The sequence below is a fragment of the Providencia sp. PROV175 genome (genome assembly GCF_032707045.1).
In the GTDB taxonomy this organism is placed as follows: Bacteria; Pseudomonadota; Gammaproteobacteria; order Enterobacterales; family Enterobacteriaceae; genus Providencia; species Providencia hangzhouensis.
The window spans coordinates 3,748,529-3,767,121 of record NZ_CP120533.1 but is presented as its reverse complement, the minus strand read 5'-3'; the positions used below and the strand labels follow the sequence as shown (position 1 = coordinate 3,767,121).

The window sequence follows — 18,593 nt, the reverse complement described above, 5'->3', positions numbered from 1 at the left end:
GGAGGGGCTCATGGCTATCGACAATATTGAGAAAATAAACGAGGCTCCCGAGCGGGAATCGATGGAGTTCGATGTCCTGATTGTCGGTGGTGGGCCCGCGGGGTTATCTGCAGCAATACGTTTAAAGCAGCTAGCGGCAAAGAAAGGAACAGAAATTTCGGTTTGTTTAATTGATAAAGGTGCACAGATAGGAGCTCATATTTTATCTGGTGCAGTGATAGACCCACGTGCTCTCGATGAATTGCTACCAGATTGGCAGCAAAAGGTTTCGGCTTCTTTAATACCTGTAAGCCATGACCGTTTTTTATGGCTAAAAGAAAATAAAGCGAGTCATTTACCCCTTTCTTTATTGCCAAACTGTTTGAAAAACAATGGTAATTTCATTGGTAGCTTAGGGGAGATAAGTGCTGCACTAGCCGTGGAGGCAGAAGAATTAGGTGTTGATGTTTTTGCCGGTTTTGCTGCCACAGAGGTGTTATTTGATGATAAAAACCAAGTGATAGGCGTCACAACTGGAGATATGGGGCTTGATAAATTAGGCAACCCAACACAGATGTACCAACCGGGTATGAATTTACTGGCAAAAATGACCTTTTTTGCGGAAGGGTGCCGTGGTCAGCTAGGTAAGCAATTGATAAATCATTTTAATTTAGCCACAGAGAGCGGTAAACAAACCTATGGTTTGGGGATCAAGGAAATTTGGCAAATTCCAAAAGAGCAACATCAAGCAGGGTTAGTTGTCCATTCCGTTGGCTGGCCGCTAGATAACCACACCTATGGTGGTGGCTTTGCTTATCATTATGGGGATAACTTAGTCGCAGTGGGTTTGGTGGTCGGGTTAAATTATGAAAATCCGTATTTATCACCGTTTGATGAGTTTCAACGCTTAAAAACCCATCCTGCTTTTAGTGATTTCTTATCGGGTGGAGAACGGATCAGCTATGGTGCTAGAACGATGGTGGCGGGTGGGTTAGCCGCGTTACCTGAACTAAGCTTTCCCGGAGGTGTGTTAATTGGTGATGAAGCAGGTTTTCTTAATGCAGCCCGAATTAAAGGCACCCATTGTGCGGTGAAAAGTGGGTTATTAGCAGCAGAAGCTTGGTTCAGTGCTAACCAGAATGGAATGGTTGATTATTTACAGTTTAAAAAGCAATTTCGCCAGCTATTTGAAGAGAGCTGGTTATATCAAGAGCTTTATCAAACACGCAATTTTAAGCCCTATATGAAAAAAGGGCTAGTGGTTGGTTCAATGCTATTTGGTGCAGAACAACTGTTATTTAAGGGGCGTACCCCGTGGACGTTGAAATTAAAACAATCGGATCATGAAGGAATAAAGGAAGCCAAGGGTTTTACACCGATAGATTACCCAAAACCCGATGGTAAATTAACGTTTGATAAGTCTTCTTCCGTATTTTTATCGAATACTAACCATGAAGAAGAACAACCCTGCCATTTAAAACTGGCTGATATTAATGTCCCTATCCAAGTTAATTTAATGAAATATGCTGCGCCCGAGACGCGTTATTGCCCCGCGGGAGTTTATGAAATTGTAGGGAATAAAAGCGAGGAAAAACTGCAAATTAATGCGCAAAACTGCCTGCATTGTAAGGCTTGTGACATTAAAGATCCGTTACAAAATATCACCTGGACTGCTCCCCAAGGAGGGGAAGGGCCTATTTATCAAGGAATGTAAAACGAATTTATTGTGATGTAGTTGTGCTTGATATTTTTGTTTTATCAGTCGCTTTGGGGCAATTTTGCCCCATTTTTTTATTTTTGCATTAATTCTCAATTCGAGAATGTAATTTTAATTTGTAACGTGAGCCAGCTGTGATCATATTAACATAGCTAATTAGAGTGTTACCTGTCCAAGTGCGACGGCTAAGTTGTAAGCAAGGTGAGTTTTCTTTAATTGATAATGATTGAGCAATAGATTTTGTGGCTAATGCAGCTTCAATGGTATGTTCCATTTCACTGACAGGAAAATGGCGTTGCAAATAACCGCTAGGAGTTTCAGTGTCACCATATTTTTGCTTAACAAAGTCGGGCACAATGGCGTGGTTAACATAGCGTTCTTCTAACATTAAAGGAATATCGTTTTCAAAATGTAGTACTTTACAATAGCCCACATCACTTCCTTCACTAATCCCGAGCTGTAGTGCAATTTCTGCTGATGCGGGAATAATTTTTAGTTGCAGCTGGTGGCCGCTATATTTATTACCACTTGTTGAGATCTCATCAAAAATATCAAACGCTTTTGTTACGGGGAGCTCATGTTTTTGAGTGGCGACAAATGTGCCTTTGCCCGCAATACGATGTAGGATCCCTTTTTGACTTAACTCTGAAATGGCTTTATTCACGGTCATACGGCTTACATTGAATTGAGCACATAGCTCTAATTCTGTCGGTATTTGTGTTTCAGGCTTAAAAATACCTAAATCAATACTGCGTAAAATGTAAGACTGAATTTGCTTATATGCAGGTTGTAATGTCATCGCTGTTATTCAAAATTATTGTTAAAGGAAGGAGTGGTAACATTGTTTTATTGCCACATTTCACTCACAAACTTTGTATTGAATGCAAGTTTATCAGTAATTACTGGCTTTGCTAGTAGGAGATACCTATTTCTAATGATTAACCTGAGTTAAATAGCTGTTTAAGGTGCTCGTCCTTATCTGAATTATTTAATTATAAGGTAAGTTTTACTAGGGCTATATACCTTTATTTATTATCATAATGTTAAATTTACTTAGCGAAATAGGCATTTATTCATGCGAGTTCAATATTTCCATGTCAGTCTTACTCAATGTGACTATCAAAATGTCAGCCCAATGGGAATGGTAAGATTGATTGCCTCCCAAAAAGTATTTTTCTTTAATCAAGGTGATTTTTCAAATAGTGAAATTTTTTTAGAACGCTTACAACAAGGCGATACCTTGGTTATTTGTGCAGAAGAGATGAATGATGGCAGTTATTGGGCTGAGTGGGTTTACCATGAAAAGCATGGTCGACTTGAGCCAGATAGAACCATTAGTTTTAATCGCTCACTAGGAAAACAGTATTTAATTTCGTTAGCCTTAATGGCCCTGATACCTGCAGTGTATTACTGTTTTATTAATGCAGATGATAGCTTCTTAATGATTATCTTAGTCTCACTTTTAGGTTGTGCTGCCTTTGGTGGAATAGTTTTGTTTGCTCTTGCACTGGCCGAGACTAAGCATATTTTAAGTCCAAAACGAAAATCAATTTTAAAAGCGTTGGATTTAGTTATTGATGGGCAATATCAAAAGAGTGAACAAGAGCAACAAATTGAAATTTTAGGAATTAAAAGCTTAAAAAATAAAGCCAATAAATTACGTAAATCAGCAGATAACTATCGTGATAAAGCGTCATTACTCGTCACCCGTGGGAAGGTTAATATTACATCAACCCTCAGCTTAACAGTTGCTACGGGGGATGAAGAACAAAAGCTCAATCATGTTGGTTTGCAGATTAATAAAAGCCATATGGATGTTCTAATTTCAGCAAATGAACCCTTATTCAACAACCACAATCTATTTATTGCTCAAGGTGATGAGCTTGAAGTTTTTCATAAAAATATCCAAGCGCATTCAAAAGAGCAGGTCATTTTTGGTATTTACAATCACCAAGACGGGCTTGCCTATAGTTTGATTGGTAAGGGGGCTCCTCAAGAACGAGGTTTTTATTTCGGGCTGTGGGGGGGCATTTGCTTACTTTTAATGTTCTTTGTCTTTATGGCCGGAGGGTTATCAATTTCTGAAACCCTAGAGAAAGGTGGATATTGGGATTATTGGGACTGGGTTAATATTGTGGATACAGGTGTGCTATTTATCAGTTTCGCAGTAACGATTTTATTCGGTATCAGTTTTCTTATTGCTTTGTGCGTGGCGATATATTTTAAATTATCTCAGCGTGGAAATGGGTATTATCAAGCGCAATATATTTTGAAGCATCTACGTCGTAAGAATGGCCAAACGGATTATGTGACGGAGGTGCGTTCATGAACCCATTTCTGAGTAAACGTTTTCTCTTTTTGGCTTTGGTGTTTGTATTAAGCTTCGCTTTCACTTTTATTATTTTTATTCGTACTGGTACGGTTGATTGGCAGTGGAAAAACCACAATGAAAATAGCTTCCCGATTGGTAGTTATGATTTTGCAACAACATTTCCAGCAGAAAATGGGATGTTAGTTATAGCTCAAAAAAGTGGCCGCTCTAATTATTATTACTCGTCTTATAATACTTATATGCCTTCAAGTGAATATGATAACCAGATTTTATTTGCAGATAATAATGGCGTGCATTTTATTACTTATAGCGATCAAAGTTTTTATAATGCAGTCTGTGAAAGAAAACAATGTTTAATGATGTTCAGTGATGGCTATCAAAAAATTAACTTAACTGATTTTTCAGTGAGTGAATTTACACCTTGGAGTAAAAAAACTGGCAAGCTATTTTCAACGTTGATTATGGGAAAAATCTACTTATCTAAAAGCTCTCCTTTCTATGTTGTTGCGGATAATGAAAATATTTTTATCAGCGCTGATAAAGGAATGACATGGGAACATTTTATGAATGTTCGTGATTTAGCCAAGTCATTATATCCTGAAGAAATTGAAGGAAATTCAAATTTTTCTTATGCAACATATCGAGATAAAATAGTGATGTGGTATAGCTATGGCAACCAAATGGGATCATTAGAAGTTATTATGGATATCCCAACAAAACAGGTTATTAGCAGTAAATGGCTGCCTGTCAGGATCAATGAATCAGCACAAAATCGTAATGGTGATATTTTTGTGGTTGCTCAAGAGCCCTCACGTCGCTTATTTTCTTTGATGCAATTTCATACTAATGGTAATTTTGAGGTGATGGCAGAAAGCGGTTATAACCACATGAACAGCTTAGAAGTCGGCAATCAAGGTTTAATTGTTTCGAATATAGTTAGAGGTTCGCAACAATATTTAATGATGGATTTTGCCACGAAAGAGATCCGTTATCGTCCTCAGTTTCCTTTGTATAACAAAATATACAATATGGCGGACCAATCCTTGATTGAAATAGAAAGTACTTATTCAAATGAAAGTGCGCTGACTAAAGGAGCACAAGTTTCTTATCAATCATTGCATTGATGCGTAAAGATGATTTAGTGTGTTCTCATTCAATAAGGATAGGGTTTTCCCTATCTTTTTTGTTATTGTTATTTAAAGGTTAAGCTAATACTAAAATAGGTATAGCTTGCAGTTTAATGAGAGGAAGAGTACGTTTTAATAATAGACTAAAAATAGATAAAAATTAAACGATTTTAACTCATTATATGGAAGTAAGTTGTATAATTAGAAATATACAATAAAAATAAAAGAAATATAGTTAATAATATATAGTATTAACTATAGATGATGATATTCAATATCATCATTAAAGATTACTAGCTAATTATTCTTTATAGATGTATTAATATTTAATCAACCATTTGATTAAATATTAGTAAACCTTGGTTACTTTATGAGTATTGCAGTCATTAAAAAACAAACTAAATGTCAGATAAAAAATAAGTAAGATTGACTAGACCCTACTTTTCATTTAATGCAAAATAGCAATGCAAAATTAACTCTAATTCTAATTTTATTTTAATTGAGATAGCTAAATGAATATATCCAAAATCAGCATTGCATCTATTCTTATTGCAAGTGCATTATTAAGTGGTTGTGCTAAAGAATCTTCTCGTTCTTTAGCCGTAGAAAAAGTTGCGACATATAATACTCAATATTCAGGCCCAAAAAGCCCAATATCAATAGGGAAATTTGATAATCGTTCTAGTTATATGAATGGCATTTTCTCTGATGGGGTTGATCGTTTAGGTAATCAATCTAAAACCATTTTGATGACACATTTACAGCAAACGGGTCGTTTTAATGTATTAGACCGTGCAAATATGCAAGAACTTAAAGAAGAAGCTGGTATTAAAGGTCAGTCGCAACAGTTAAAAGGTGCAACTTATGTAATTACTGGTGATGTTACTGAATTTGGACGAAAAGAAGTTGGGGATCGCCAGTTATTCGGTATTTTAGGTCGTGGTAAATCACAAGTAGCGTATGCCAAAGTCAATTTAAACGTTGTTAATGTTCAAACATCTGAAGTGGTCTTTTCTTCACAAGGTGCTGGTGAATATGAATTATCAAATAGAGAAGTGATTGGTTTTGGTGGCACTGCCAGTTATGACTCAACATTGAATGGTAAAGTATTAGATTTAGCAATTAGGGAAGCGGTAAATAACTTAGTTTCTGGTATAGAAAGTGGTGCATGGCAGCCAGCTAAATAAGGAAATACGATGAAAATTAAATTATTGGCTATGGTAGCCGGCGTAATTTTATTAAATGGCTGCGCTAATGAACCCAAACCACTATATAACTGGGATGGTTATCAAACAACGGTCTACCAATATTACCAACAAACAGAAACTGGCCCTCAAGAACAAATTCAAGCTTTGAAAAAGAATTTGGAAATGAGCAAAGCAAAAGGTTTAGCAACTCCGCCAGGGTTGCATGCGCATTTAGGGTTATTGTATTCAACAACTGGAGCGGTTGATCTTGCAATGCAAGAATTTACTGCGGAAAAAGCATTGTATCCAGAATCTGCGGCTTACATGGATTTTCTCATGAAAAATAAAGGAAAAGTAAAATGAAACATTTACTTATAGTCTGCGGATTGGTGATGACATGGTTATTAACGGGATGTGCTCAGCCAACTAAAGTTGATTACACGGCATTTAATCAAAGTAAGCCTAAAAGTATTCTGGTGCTATTACCACAAAACAGTTCACCAGAAGTACAAGCAAGTCATGGTTTATTATCACAAGCGACTCTTCCTTTAGCTGAGGCTGGCTACTATGTTTTCCCTGTTGCTGTTGTTGAGGAAACATTTAAGCAAAATGGGATGACAAATGCAGGTGACATTCAAGCTATTCCACCTGCAAAATTGCGCGAAATTTTTGGTAATGATGCCGTACTTTACTTGAATATCACTGAATACGGTACAAGTTATCAGGTTATTTCTAGTGATACTCGTGTCACTGCGGATGCGAAATTGGTTGACGCTAGAACAGGAACGTTATTATGGAGTGGCTCAGCGACTGCATCGAGTGCTGAAAATAATTCCTCGTCAAATGGTATTATTGGGGCGTTAGTATCTGCTGTTGTTAACCAAATCGTAGATACAATGACAGATAAAAGCTATGCAATTGCAGGTATAACAAGTGCCAGGTTATTATCTGCAGGTAAGCCTAATGGTATCTTATATGGGCCTAGATCGCCTAAATATGGTAAAGATGCTCAGTAATTATTAATTATTGAATAATGGGCAAAATAGAATAAAATATTTCGCCCATTTTATTTAAGTTAAATGTTATTTAAGTGAAATTAACTTATTTAATTATCGTTTTACATTGTTTATACGTTTTTTAATTGGGATGATTAAACTAAAAATAATAATATTAAACTCTTATTTAATATATGGGTTAATACTGTGACTTGAATCAAGTTGTTCTAGTCTATCTCACTAATAGTGTGATATAGGTACAATATTATGACAATAGCGATTACTTTGGTAACCCAACTGTTATATATATAATAATAGTCGGTTGTACTAATTCCTCGTTGATAGGAGTCATAGTATGTTCTTGTTAAACGAATCACTTATATCAAGGTATTTCTTCTATATGAAGAAATGGTTCAATATTGATATTTCTTTAGCCTTCTTCTTTCCAAACAAATAACCTTTCTCTTTTCCTTTCTTAAAATTTTTTTAACTTATTTAACTATAGGTTAGATCTCTAATATTTATTATTTAATGAAAAATTAAAGGTATTATCATGGCTAAAAGAATTGTAGAACCATTCCGTATTAAAATGGTAGAAAATATCCGTATTCCATCAAGAGAAGAACGTGAAGCGGCGTTAAAAGAAGCGGGATATAACCCATTCTTATTACCAAGTAGTGCAGTTTATATTGATTTATTAACTGACTCAGGCACCAATGCGATGAGTGACCACCAATGGGCAGCAATGATCACCGGTGATGAGGCATATGCAGGATCTCGTAACTATTATGATTTAAAAGATAAAGTGAAAGAGATGTTTGACTATGATTATGTCATTCCTGCTCACCAAGGTCGTGGTGCTGAAAATATGTTATTCCCTGTTTTATTAAAAGTAAAACAGGAACAAGGTGGAGCTAAAAAACCGGTCTTTATTTCTAATTTCCACTTTGATACAACAGCAGCTCATGTTGAATTAAACGGTTGTAAAGCAATTAATATTGTTACCGAAAAAGCCTATGACTCGGATACTTACGATGACTGGAAAGGCAATTTTGATATCCAAAAATTAAAAGATAATATTGCTGAGCATGGTGCAGAAAACGTAGTCGCAATTGTATCTACTGTAACTTGTAATAGTGCAGGCGGTCAGCCAGTATCAATGGCGAATTTGAAAGAAGTTTATGAAATAGCTAAACAGCATAATATCTTTGTTGTCATGGATTCTGCACGTTTCTGTGAAAATGCGTATTTTATTAAAGAGCGCGACCCTAAATATAAAAACTCGACTATTAAAGAAATTATTCTTGATATGTATAAATATGCTGATGCATTAACGATGTCAGCGAAAAAAGACCCATTATTAAATATTGGTGGGTTGGTTTGTATTAAAAATGACGAGAAAATCTTTACGTTGGCAAGACAACGCTGTGTACCAATGGAAGGCTTCGTGACCTATGGCGGTTTAGCGGGTCGTGATATGGCTGCAATGGTACAAGGTCTTGAAGAAGGGGCTGGAGAAGAATATCTACATTATCGTATTGGCCAAGTTAAATATTTAGGTGACCGCTTACGTGAAGGTGGAATTTCAATTCAATATCCTACAGGGGGACATGCCGTATTTGTCGATTGTAAAAAGCTGGTTCCTCATATTCCTGGTGATCAGTTCCCTGCGCAAGCGGTGATTAACGCACTTTATTTAGAATCAGGTGTCCGTGCGGTTGAAATTGGTTCATTTTTATTAGGGCGTGATCCTGAAACTGGTAAGCAAAAACACGCAGATATGGAGTTTATGCGGTTAACCATTGCAAGACGTGTTTATACCAATGACCATATGGATTACATTGCAGATGCTCTGATTGGTTTAAAAGATAAATTTGCAACCCTTAAAGGGCTGGATTTTGAATATGAACCGCCAGTATTAAGACACTTTACTGCTAGATTAAAACCAATTAAATAATAGGTCGCTCGTATGGTTCCCGTGCAATGCGGGAACCTCATCCTTATTCTTAAGGTAAACACCATGAATAATTCGGCAGCCAAAAAAGAACCCTCCATAATGGTAGGGGGCTTTGTGCTAGGCGGTGCCATGATTGGGGCGGGGATGTTTAGCTTGCCTACTATTATGGCTGGAGCTTGGTTTATTAACTCTGTAGTTATCTTGTTAGTTGTTTGCTTTTTTATGTTTCATTCAGGGATTTATATTTTAGAATGTATATCGAAATATGGAGCAGGAACGAATTACTTTTTTATCTCTAAAGAATTATTACCCAGATGGGCATGCTATATTGCAAATATGGCATTAATATTTGTACTCTACATACTAATTTATGCCTATATATCAGCAGCAGGTTCAGTTATTAAAGAAGCTGCCGCCATTTACGGATACAATATTAATTTAAGATTAATATTTATTATTTTTACATTAATTCTAGGTGCGAGCATCTGGTGGAGTGGCGTAGGGGCAAGTCGTCTAACATCATTATTTTTATTCATTAAAATAATTCTGTTTATTTTAGCTTTCTCTGGTTTATTTTTTATCGTAAAAACAGATTTACTATTAACTTCCCCCGTTGAAGGAGGACAAACAGCGTTATTACCTTTTGTTTTTATTATTATTCCTTATGCAATTACTTCTTTTGGTTATCATGGGAATGTTTGTAGCTTGTATAAGCTGTATCATGAGAATGAAAGAAAGGTCGTTAAAAGTTGTGTTATCGGTTGTGTATTGGCATTGGTGCTCTATTTTCTCTGGATCATGGGGACAATGGGAAATCTGCCGCGGGCAGAGTTTTTAACAATAATTAATAAAGGTGGTAATTTAGATGCTTTTATTGAATCACTATATGCGGTACTGAATAGCAAAAATATTGCGACATTCTTACTGTGGTTCTCTATTAGTGCTGTATTTTGTTCATTCTTAGGTGTTGCAATTGGGTTATTTGATTACATTCTTGCTTCGTTGAATTTTAAGGACAATCCATCAGGTAGAATGAAATCTGCATTATTATGCTTCTTGCCTCCTCTTATTCTTTGCATGTTATTCCCAAATGGTTTTTTAATCGCAATAGCATATGCAGGTATGGCTGCATGTATCTGGGCGATTATTTGCCCTGCAGTTATGGCATTAAAGGTAAGAGAGCGTTTTCCTGATTCGAGATTCAAAGTGTGGGGCGGAAAAGGGTTAATCTATGCCGTTATCGCCTTTGGAGTAGTCGGCATTATTTGCCAATTGTTAGCGCAGTTTAATTTGTTACCGATATACCGTTAATTTTTCAAAATACAAGCTGTAAAATAACTGAAAAGGTACAGTGAGGGTTCGTTGTACCTTTTTTCTATCCAACGATATGGCGGATTGTAGGCTAATATTGAAATATAACGGTTTTTTTAAAGTACATTTTAATATTTTGACCTTGATAAATAATGGGTTTAAAGGCCATTTTTTTAATTGCTTTAACCGCTTCTTCTCTAAAACCTAAATCAGGAATTTTGTTATTTAGTATTTCAACGGATTCAATTTGACCATCTAATCCAACTAATAACCGAATTTGCACTTTAACAACTTTTGTATAGCCTAAGGAACGAGCCTCTTTCGGATACCTAGGAGCCGCATCCTGTAAAATTGTATAGGAAATACCACTCGAACCGAGTGCGGTATAGCTGCCATCACCATTAGCAGCAAATTGGCTATTACCAGATAATCTATTATTCCCTTTACCACTTTGACCACTTTCTGAAGCTGATGGGCTTGTGGAAGATTGATTTTCAGCAGTTGAATGGAGTGGTATTTCTTTAGCTGCTTCTTGTGAGCCTTGCTGCGTTTCATGGCTTATCTTATTGGTAATAAGTTGATTTTCTGTGTTATTTTTAGTGTTATTGTTCAGTAGCTTACTTTGTTCTTTTGGCTTTTTCCCTTGTACGGACTGACTGATTTCCGGTTTTGTTTTTTCTTTTGTTTTTTGTGTGAGTAAAGGCGATTCAACCGTGTTATCAACGGGAATATTCACAGGAATCAATGAATTTTTAAGTTGAGTTTTTGAAGGTATTTTACTTTCATTAGCTTGAGACTTGCTCATCTGCTTCTGTTGGGAAGCAGCTTCAGCCCTTGAAGGGGATTCTGATATAACTTCATGTGATTGCACTTGTTTTTTATTGCTCTGCTCTCCTGTGCCCTCTGAGGAGCCCATTTGTCCCCCTAGAGATAGAGTTATCGTTTCCATACCCTCGACTATAGGTATCGCCCTACCTGTTTGTAGGGCGATAAACATAATGGCAATAATATGGATAACGAGTGACAGTGCTAAAGCAAGTTTATAACGAATAGTCACTGAAACATTTCCTGTTTTAATCAATAGGTAGCTTTAATGCCTGCAAAAAATGAGCGCTCATTTCCAGGAATTAATGAGCCATAACCTGCGGTAACATAGTCGTAGTAAGTTTTGTTCATTAAGTTAGTGACCCCGCCATATAATTCGATGTGTTCAATCGGCGCGTAACGAACACTGAGGTCAATGAGTTCACGTGATTTAACTACGCCATCTTCTTCTTTATTGGCATCAGAAAGGAAATTATTGTACGAACCATAATAGGTATACTGAATGTCTCCCGATAAATCATCGGTAAAATCGTATTTTACTTTTAGTTTAACGGAGTGCTCTGGCACTTTAGTTAAACCACTTTTCGTGTAATCAATGGTATTTTTGCCGTTTTCTTCCAAAAACTGGCGGCCATGATTGTTATAATCAGAACGTCCTCTGAGCCATGAATATGATTCTTGGAAGGTGAAATTACCGAGCGTTTGTTGGAAGTCAACATCGGCTCCCCAACGGCGAGTTTTCAACAAATTCATTGTCTTCGCATCATTGACACTAGTGAGATAAATACGATTTAGCTGGTTATTCGTATTAGATGTCCAGAATGTGATATTGACAGTACTAAATGCTAATTTATCTCTTAAACCGATCTCAAATAAGTCATATTTCTCATCTTCTGCCTTAGTCGGAGTATAAATTTTCTCACCATTAACGACAGATTGGTCGCTGATTTGCAAGCCATCGGGAAGGGTGTAGCCTCGTTCATATCGCCCATAAATTCGGCCAGTATCGCGATAAAGGTAAGCAAGAGAAAGTTCAGCTGCCGTATTCCAACGGTCTGAAGTGCCAGACCCATTTACTGTGCCACTTTTATCAAATGACCATTCCGACAATTCACGTCTCAACCCTTGGGTAAATACAAATTGATCTGATTTAAGACTGTTAAGGGCATAAATTGCCTTTGTTGTTTTATCATAATCAAAATTATGAGGAACCCCATAATATCGGCCTTTACTATCTTTTTTATAGCTCCCAATATAATGAATAGAAGCCTTTTGTTTGGCATAATCTATGCCAAAAAGTAGATTGCTATCATCGAGATAGCCGATATCTAATTTGATTTTTGTTCCGTGGCTTTTTTGATTAACTTTTTGTTCCCAGTTGGCATTATTAGTATAAAAACCATCAGTGTAGAAAACATCTGTAGCAAAATTGAGTTTTTCCGTAAATGCATTTTGGTAACTTAAATTATAGCTATCGACTTCGCGGTCACCGATCAAATAACCACTGATCGTTTTTTTAATTAGTTTACCATTCTCATCAATACCGACAGTGACGGTTTTGTCTGGTGGAACGTAGTCTTTACCATACTTTTTGATATTACGTGATGTGAGCGTTTTTACGTACTGAGAACTTTCAGTGAGATGACTTCCTCTCAACATGAGGCTTTGATCTGGAGTCAGATCCCATCTACCGCCTAGTGAATAATATTCTGAATTACGGTAGGTATCTTTATAGTAAAGATCACGGTTTAGTTTACTGGCAGTACCTAAAATTGAAAAGGAATCACTCACCTGAGCTCCCAAATTAGCATTTAAGCGATATCCTTCTGAGTTCCATTCAGATAAAACACTTGTTTTGGGATTAGCCATACTTCTCAGGTTTGACGTTATATTAATGACTCCACCTGCAGTCCCTGAGCCGTAAATAACGCTTCCGCCACCGGGAATGATTTCAATACGCTCAAGTTGTTCAACGGGAATAATATCGTAGTTAGTGGTATAAGGGTGATTTGCTAATGTGGTAATTGGAGCCCCATCGAGTAACACTTGTAGGTTACGTTGTGAGGTTTCAGCCCCTTGCCCCCGCAAGTCTATGTTGCCCTGCCCAGAGGTATCGACACTAATACCAGGAACAGATTTAAGCACATCAGAGATTGTGCGGTTTCCTTTGCCTTGAATATCTTCTTTTGAAATAACAATAATTTGCTTGGTATCTCGTAAACGTTCAATTTCAACATAGTCAGGTCGTGCATAGCTATCTTGTAGCTCAATTGCATCAGCAGCTTCTTGAAGCTGTGATGATTCAAGCTCTTTATTGGTTGCATGAGTCGTAAAAGAAAGTGTTGATAAAATAATGAAACAAATAAAATTTGGCTTAAATTTAACCATATTGTTTCCAACGGAGGAAATGTTTTTCATTGGAGTAGGCTTGCCTTTTGTAATGATAATGCAAATGATAATCAATCTTATTATATTGTTATTGATTTCAAGATCAATTAATTTAAAACAATTTATAATATGGCTAATTATTTGATTTAAGTGGAAATAAATTGTTGACTTAGGCGGTATATCTTACTGAGTGGATAGTAACTTTTACGCGAGGTTAGGTGTGAAAATAGAGATAGGGGGACATTTACTCAGGTTGGATGCTCTCATTTAGCGATCTACTTCAAATTACTCAAATTAATTTCAAATTTTTAATTTTCTCTGATTCCCAAAATCAAATAGTAACCTCTTGAAATGTAAGTGTTTTTACCTATATCGAGTGCTGGTTAATCAAATCTAGGGATTAAAATATTTTTCTATAGCGCCGATAAAGTTAAATATTGTCAGATTATCCCACCAAAAGAGAAATTCTATGCAGAAACTTCGAAATTACTCAATTCGCACTGTGGTCTTCGTATTATTAAGTATTTTGTGTCTGATCTTGGGGGGAACGAATGTATACAGTGGTTGGTCATTATCACGCATTGCTGATGGAAATGATATTGATAGGCAATTGGTGCAACAAATGACCGTCCTTAGTCAAGGAAATGATCAGTATTTTCGTTTTGTCACACGACTAACTCGAGTCATGGAAAGTAAAAGCCAAGGGAAAGATGTGGATTATGCCCCTGTAAAAGAAGCGATGTCCAATATGGGGAAATATTTAGAGCAAATGAAGTCGATTTCTCCTGGACCGATGGATCCTGAAGTATCAGATTTGGTGATCAATAATTGGCAATCACTGCTAGATGATGGCGTCACGCCTCAACTCGCATTGAGTATGGACAACGATTCGGACAAATATTTAGCGCATGCCCATAATGTAACACCTGCATTAAGCCGAGCTTTTGGCGCTTCAATTCAGCAATTTAATCAGACGGCTGATGAATTGATCAGCCATACTCGGCAGAATGTTGATAGCGTGATAGATATTACACAAGTGGTCATGATCGTCACTGCAATATTAGGGATCTTCATGCTCATTTTTACGGATCGCTATATGGCAGAGATGATGCAAAAACCATTAGGGCTACTGAGGCAACATTTTACTCAAATTGCGAAAGGGGATTTAAGCCATCCTGTACAGCCATTCGGAAACAGCTGTGTAGGAAAATTATTTCCAATACTTGAAGGGATGAGAAAAGATTTAAGTGAATCGGTCAATACAATCCGACAAGGAAGTGACAATATTTATTTGGGGGCAAGTGAAATTTCAAACGGTAATAGCGACCTTTCATCTCGAACCGAAGAGCAGGCCGCTGCGTTAGAAGAGACGGCAGCGAGTATGGAGGAAATTACAGCAGCAGTTCAACTGAATATGGAAAACACACACCAAGCTAATCAATTAGTAGGCGAAGCGTTCGTGGTCGCTAATAAAGGGAATAGCATTGTTGATTCTGTTGTCGTGACCATGACTGAAATCTCCCAAAGCTCACAAAAAATAGCAGATATTATCAACATGATTAACGATATTAGTTTTCAAACGAATATCTTAGCGCTCAATGCGTCTATCGAAGCGGCTCGTGCTGGTGTGCATGGACGCGGTTTTATGGTAGTCGCTGCGGAAGTGCGCAAGTTAGCGAGCCACAGTGCGGAAGCCGCGATGGAAATTGAACGACTAATTGCCGATTCAGGAGCTTGCGTTCAGAAAGGAACGGGTTTGGTGAATGAAATGGGAAAAACGATGGAGAATATCTTACAGGGAATTAATGAGGTAACAGCAATTATGGAGCAAATCACCGTGGCTTCAGAAGAGCAGAGCAAAGGAATAGCCCAAGTTGGAGTCGCGATTACACAGATGGACGGCGTTACACAGCAAAATGCCTCTTTAGTTGAACAAGTGGCAACTGCAGCTAGTTCATTAGCGGGGCAAACGCAAGAATTACAACAAGCGGTTCAGCAGTTTAATTTATCCACACAAACGGTCTAGCACATTATTTTTTGCAAATAAAAAGCCCTCACTGCATAACAGTGAGGGCTCACAAAAACACTGCATTAACCGACTAGGATTAGTTCATGCCGTATTTTTTCAGTTTCTTACGCAGAGTGCCGCGGTTGATACCCATCATCAGGGCTGCACGGGTCTGGTTTCCACGGGTATATTGCATAACCATGTCCAACAAAGGCTGTTCTACTTCAGCCAATACCAGCTCATATAAATCATTAACATCTTGATTATTTAATTGAGCAAAATAGTTCTTCAGTGCTTGCTTAACTGAGTCACGTAACGGTTTTTGAGTTACTTGATCTTGTGAATTTACAGTAGCAACGGTTAGTACGTCAGAATTTACGCGTTGTTCGAACATAGTTCTGTCAGCTCTTATCTTTATTTACGCAAAAATTTTCAAAAAATGCTTCCAACACCTCCAGCTGTTCGCTGGCATCCTCAATGGTGTTGAATGAGCGCCGAAACTGGTCATCAGGTGCATGTTCTTTTAAGTACCAAGAAACATGTTTGCGCGCTATACGGGCTCCTTTGCCTTGACCGTAAAAGTCGTGCAATTCCTGTACATGCGCTAGCATAATACGCTTTACCTCTGCCATTGGCATTGGTGGCAATATTTCACCTGTGTCCAGATAATGCTGGATTTCCCGGAAGATCCAGGGTCTTCCCTGAGCCGCTCTGCCTACCATCAAGGCATCCGCCCCTGTGTAGTCTAAAACAGCTCTGGCTTTTAGCGGGTCAGTAATGTCGCCATTGGCAATAACCGGAATGGTAACAGTCTGCTTAACTGCCCGAATATTGTCATATTCAGCTTCCCCATTAAACAGACAGGCTCTAGTTCTGCCATGAATAGTGAGAGCTTGAATGCCGCAATCTTCGGCCAATTTGGCAATCTCTATGCAGTTTCGCTCTTCAGGTGACCAGCCTGTGCGGATCTTAAGGGTGACAGGCACATCCACTGCTTTGACGACACCTTCAAGAATCGATTTAACGATGTCTGGATAGCGTAGTAGTGCAGAGCCTGCAAGCTTACGATTCACTTTTTTAGCTGGACAGCCCATGTTGATATCGATGATTTGAGCGCCACTCTCAACGTTGATTTGAGCCGCGGCAGCCATTTCATCGGGATCATTGCCAGCTATTTGCACGGAACGAACCCCAAGTTCATCGCGATGAACCATTCTGAGTCTAGATTTGTCGGTCTTCCAAACTTGAGGATTAGAAGAAAGCATCTCTGATACTGTCATTCCAGCACCCATGTCATAACAGAGCGACCTAAACGGTTTATCTGTAATGCCTGCCATGGGGGCAGCAATAAGACAGTTTCTCAACTGATATTGTCCGATTCGCATAACTAAATGGGGGCCATACTGTGACTGCAAGGGCGCGTATATTACGCATTTTTTACGAGATATGAAAGGACAAACTTTGAGCAAACGGTTATTTATCACTAATTTTTTTATCTTGCATCTCTGCAATTATAAAATTAGTTATATTTAACAAATAGTTAATTAGATATTATAACGATTTATTAAAATAACTGTTGTGCTGTTCAAATCTCGTGCAGAACAGATTATCGCCAGCTATTGAGCAATATTTGAGCTATAAGATAATCTATTCTGGCGTTGTTTTCAAAGAAATTATTCTCTAATTTTAATAAAAAAACTCATTAAAAATGCTTGACACCCGTAATCCTGCACCATTCTTCTTTTTCAGCAACAGGGTCGATTTCAAAAGTTGAACGATAAGCGTCAGCCACTCCTTCTGCTTGAGTGGCGAGCACGCCAGAAAGACCTAATAACCCACCTGGGCGGGGTAGCACGCTAATCATAGGGGCGAGCTCACGCAATGGGCCTGCAAGGATGTTAGCAACCACGACATCAGCTTGTAAGTCATTAGGCTGGTCTTTTGGTAGGTATAGGGATAAACGCTCTGAAACACCGTTACGTTGCGCATTATCGCGGCTTGCAGTGATAGCTTGAGGGTCGATGTCGATCCCGATCGCATGAGCGGCACCTAATTTTAATGCGGCGATCGCTAAAATCCCAGATCCGCAACCAAAATCGATCACAGTTTTACCTTCTAGATCAAGGCCATCTAACCATTGCAGGCACAATGAGGTGGTTGGATGTGTGCCAGTACCAAAAGCGAGGCCAGGATCTAACATTACATTGACTGCCGTTGGATCGGGCACATCGCGCCAACTTGGGCAGATCCACAAGCGTTCCCCAAAGCGCATCGGATGAAAGCTATCCATCCATTCTCTTTCCCAATCTTTGTCTTCTAATTGTTCGATTTTATGGATAAAACCTGGACTCAATATCGGGCTATTTTCTAGTTGAGCGACGACAAATTTCATGTCGGTTTCTGCGTCATATAGACCGATAACATCGGTGTCACCCCAAAGGCGCGTTTCCCCCGGAAGCGGCTCAAAAACAGGAGTATCGTGGCTGTCTTGAAAGGTGACAGACACCGCACCGCTTTCGATTAACTCATCGCCAAGGGCTTCGGCATCTTTTGCGGTTGAGTTTATTTTGATTTGTATCCAAGGCATTGTTTTTTCTCTTCTAAAATGCTCGTCATTCTTCACGCCATAGCGTTGTTGGCTGCGCTCACTAACCCTAGTCACATACTGGTGTATGCTCCTAGGGATTAGCTCGTTTGCCGCCTATCTATGACGCGAATTATCTAGAGCATTGCATTTGTTCATTTACATTAGGTAACGCCAAATTCA

Annotated in this window: 15 protein-coding genes; 9 read left to right on the top strand and 6 right to left on the bottom strand. The window is 38.1% G+C overall.

Going from position 1 to position 18,593, the window contains the following annotated elements:
* Positions 1-10 precede the first annotated feature (10 nt).
* Complete coding sequence (locus tag P3L44_RS17165) at positions 11-1,693, top strand: electron transfer flavoprotein-ubiquinone oxidoreductase (RefSeq protein ID WP_272661577.1); 1,683 nt, start codon at positions 11-13, stop codon at positions 1,691-1,693.
* Positions 1,694-1,781: 88 nt separating this feature from the next.
* Here P3L44_RS17165 and P3L44_RS17160 read toward each other — a convergent pair whose 3' ends face one another.
* Positions 1,782-2,495, bottom strand: a complete 714-nt coding sequence (locus P3L44_RS17160) for a UTRA domain-containing protein (RefSeq protein WP_004258469.1) — start codon at positions 2,493-2,495, stop codon at positions 1,782-1,784.
* A gap of 276 nt (positions 2,496-2,771) precedes the next feature.
* Here P3L44_RS17160 and P3L44_RS17155 point away from each other — a divergent pair, with 276 nt between their 5' ends.
* The 7 genes from P3L44_RS17155 to P3L44_RS17125 all read left to right on the top strand — a co-directional run bounded on the left by P3L44_RS17155 (position 2,772) and on the right by P3L44_RS17125 (position 10,605).
* The gene (locus P3L44_RS17155; RefSeq protein WP_272661578.1) at positions 2,772-4,025 is read left to right on the top strand and encodes a hypothetical protein; all 1,254 of its coding nucleotides are present in this window, start codon (positions 2,772-2,774) and stop codon (positions 4,023-4,025) included.
* Positions 4,022-5,152 (top strand): hypothetical protein, encoded by a 1,131-nt coding sequence (locus P3L44_RS17150; RefSeq protein WP_140171469.1) that lies wholly within the window; start codon positions 4,022-4,024, stop codon positions 5,150-5,152. Before P3L44_RS17155 ends, P3L44_RS17150 begins: the two co-directional genes overlap by 4 nt.
* A 515-nt stretch (positions 5,153-5,667) precedes the next feature.
* Positions 5,668-6,342: a CsgG/HfaB family protein gene (locus P3L44_RS17145; protein ID WP_094961482.1), complete on the top strand. Its 675-nt coding sequence runs from the start codon at positions 5,668-5,670 to the stop codon at positions 6,340-6,342.
* Positions 6,343-6,351: 9 nt separating this feature from the next.
* A complete protein-coding gene (locus P3L44_RS17140; RefSeq protein ID WP_094961483.1) occupies positions 6,352-6,705 on the top strand; it encodes a DUF4810 domain-containing protein in 354 nt (117 codons plus the stop codon).
* Positions 6,702-7,358, top strand: coding sequence for a DUF799 domain-containing protein (locus P3L44_RS17135; RefSeq protein ID WP_272661579.1), 657 nt, complete (start codon positions 6,702-6,704; stop codon positions 7,356-7,358). Before P3L44_RS17140 ends, P3L44_RS17135 begins: the two co-directional genes overlap by 4 nt.
* Positions 7,359-7,890: 532 nt before the next feature.
* Positions 7,891-9,294 carry a tryptophanase gene (locus P3L44_RS17130; protein WP_004908186.1) on the top strand — a complete coding sequence of 468 codons (1,404 nt, stop codon included), beginning with the start codon at positions 7,891-7,893 and terminating at the stop codon, positions 9,292-9,294.
* A 63-nt stretch (positions 9,295-9,357) separates the two neighbouring features.
* Positions 9,358-10,605, top strand: coding sequence for an aromatic amino acid transporter (locus tag P3L44_RS17125; protein ID WP_036958033.1), 1,248 nt, complete (start codon positions 9,358-9,360; stop codon positions 10,603-10,605).
* Positions 10,606-10,696: 91 nt separating this feature from the next.
* Here P3L44_RS17125 and P3L44_RS17120 read toward each other — a convergent pair whose 3' ends face one another.
* Complete coding sequence (locus P3L44_RS17120) at positions 10,697-11,662, bottom strand: energy transducer TonB (RefSeq protein ID WP_140171472.1); 966 nt, start codon at positions 11,660-11,662, stop codon at positions 10,697-10,699.
* A 20-nt stretch (positions 11,663-11,682) separates the two neighbouring features.
* On the bottom strand, positions 11,683-13,818 hold the full coding sequence (locus P3L44_RS17115) for a TonB-dependent receptor (protein ID WP_272661580.1): 2,136 nt from the start codon (positions 13,816-13,818) through the stop codon (positions 11,683-11,685).
* 469 nt (positions 13,819-14,287) lie between these two features.
* Between P3L44_RS17115 and P3L44_RS17110 the strand changes: the two genes are divergently transcribed.
* The gene (locus P3L44_RS17110) at positions 14,288-15,844 is read left to right on the top strand and encodes a methyl-accepting chemotaxis protein (RefSeq protein ID WP_272661581.1); all 1,557 of its coding nucleotides are present in this window, start codon (positions 14,288-14,290) and stop codon (positions 15,842-15,844) included.
* Positions 15,845-15,923: 79 nt separating this feature from the next.
* On the opposite strand, the gene fis is transcribed toward P3L44_RS17110, so the two are convergent.
* The 3 genes from fis to prmA all read right to left on the bottom strand — a co-directional run bounded on the left by fis (position 15,924) and on the right by prmA (position 18,413).
* A complete protein-coding gene (fis, locus tag P3L44_RS17105; RefSeq protein ID WP_004258438.1) occupies positions 15,924-16,220 on the bottom strand; it encodes a DNA-binding transcriptional regulator Fis in 297 nt (98 codons plus the stop codon).
* A gap of 7 nt (positions 16,221-16,227) precedes the next feature.
* Positions 16,228-17,211, bottom strand: coding sequence for a tRNA dihydrouridine synthase DusB (gene dusB, locus P3L44_RS17100; protein ID WP_004258432.1), 984 nt, complete (start codon positions 17,209-17,211; stop codon positions 16,228-16,230).
* A gap of 317 nt (positions 17,212-17,528) precedes the next feature.
* On the bottom strand, positions 17,529-18,413 hold the full coding sequence (prmA, locus tag P3L44_RS17095) for a 50S ribosomal protein L11 methyltransferase (protein ID WP_272661641.1): 885 nt from the start codon (positions 18,411-18,413) through the stop codon (positions 17,529-17,531).
* Between the last annotated feature and the right edge of the window lie 180 nt (positions 18,414-18,593).

Coding starts and splice junctions, on each gene's coding strand:
- P3L44_RS17165 (WP_272661577.1), top strand. CDS start 11: ATGGCTATCGACAATATTGAGAAAATAAACGAGGCTCCCGAGCGGGAA.
- P3L44_RS17160 (WP_004258469.1), bottom strand. CDS start 2,495: ATGACATTACAACCTGCATATAAGCAAATTCAGTCTTACATTTTACGC.
- P3L44_RS17155 (WP_272661578.1), top strand. CDS start 2,772: ATGCGAGTTCAATATTTCCATGTCAGTCTTACTCAATGTGACTATCAA.
- P3L44_RS17150 (WP_140171469.1), top strand. CDS start 4,022: ATGAACCCATTTCTGAGTAAACGTTTTCTCTTTTTGGCTTTGGTGTTT.
- P3L44_RS17145 (WP_094961482.1), top strand. CDS start 5,668: ATGAATATATCCAAAATCAGCATTGCATCTATTCTTATTGCAAGTGCA.
- P3L44_RS17140 (WP_094961483.1), top strand. CDS start 6,352: ATGAAAATTAAATTATTGGCTATGGTAGCCGGCGTAATTTTATTAAAT.
- P3L44_RS17135 (WP_272661579.1), top strand. CDS start 6,702: ATGAAACATTTACTTATAGTCTGCGGATTGGTGATGACATGGTTATTA.
- P3L44_RS17130 (WP_004908186.1), top strand. CDS start 7,891: ATGGCTAAAAGAATTGTAGAACCATTCCGTATTAAAATGGTAGAAAAT.
- P3L44_RS17125 (WP_036958033.1), top strand. CDS start 9,358: ATGAATAATTCGGCAGCCAAAAAAGAACCCTCCATAATGGTAGGGGGC.
- P3L44_RS17115 (WP_272661580.1), bottom strand. CDS start 13,818: ATGGTTAAATTTAAGCCAAATTTTATTTGTTTCATTATTTTATCAACA.
- P3L44_RS17110 (WP_272661581.1), top strand. CDS start 14,288: ATGCAGAAACTTCGAAATTACTCAATTCGCACTGTGGTCTTCGTATTA.
- fis (WP_004258438.1), bottom strand. CDS start 16,220: ATGTTCGAACAACGCGTAAATTCTGACGTACTAACCGTTGCTACTGTA.
- dusB (WP_004258432.1), bottom strand. CDS start 17,211: ATGCGAATCGGACAATATCAGTTGAGAAACTGTCTTATTGCTGCCCCC.
- prmA (WP_272661641.1), bottom strand. CDS start 18,413: ATGCCTTGGATACAAATCAAAATAAACTCAACCGCAAAAGATGCCGAA.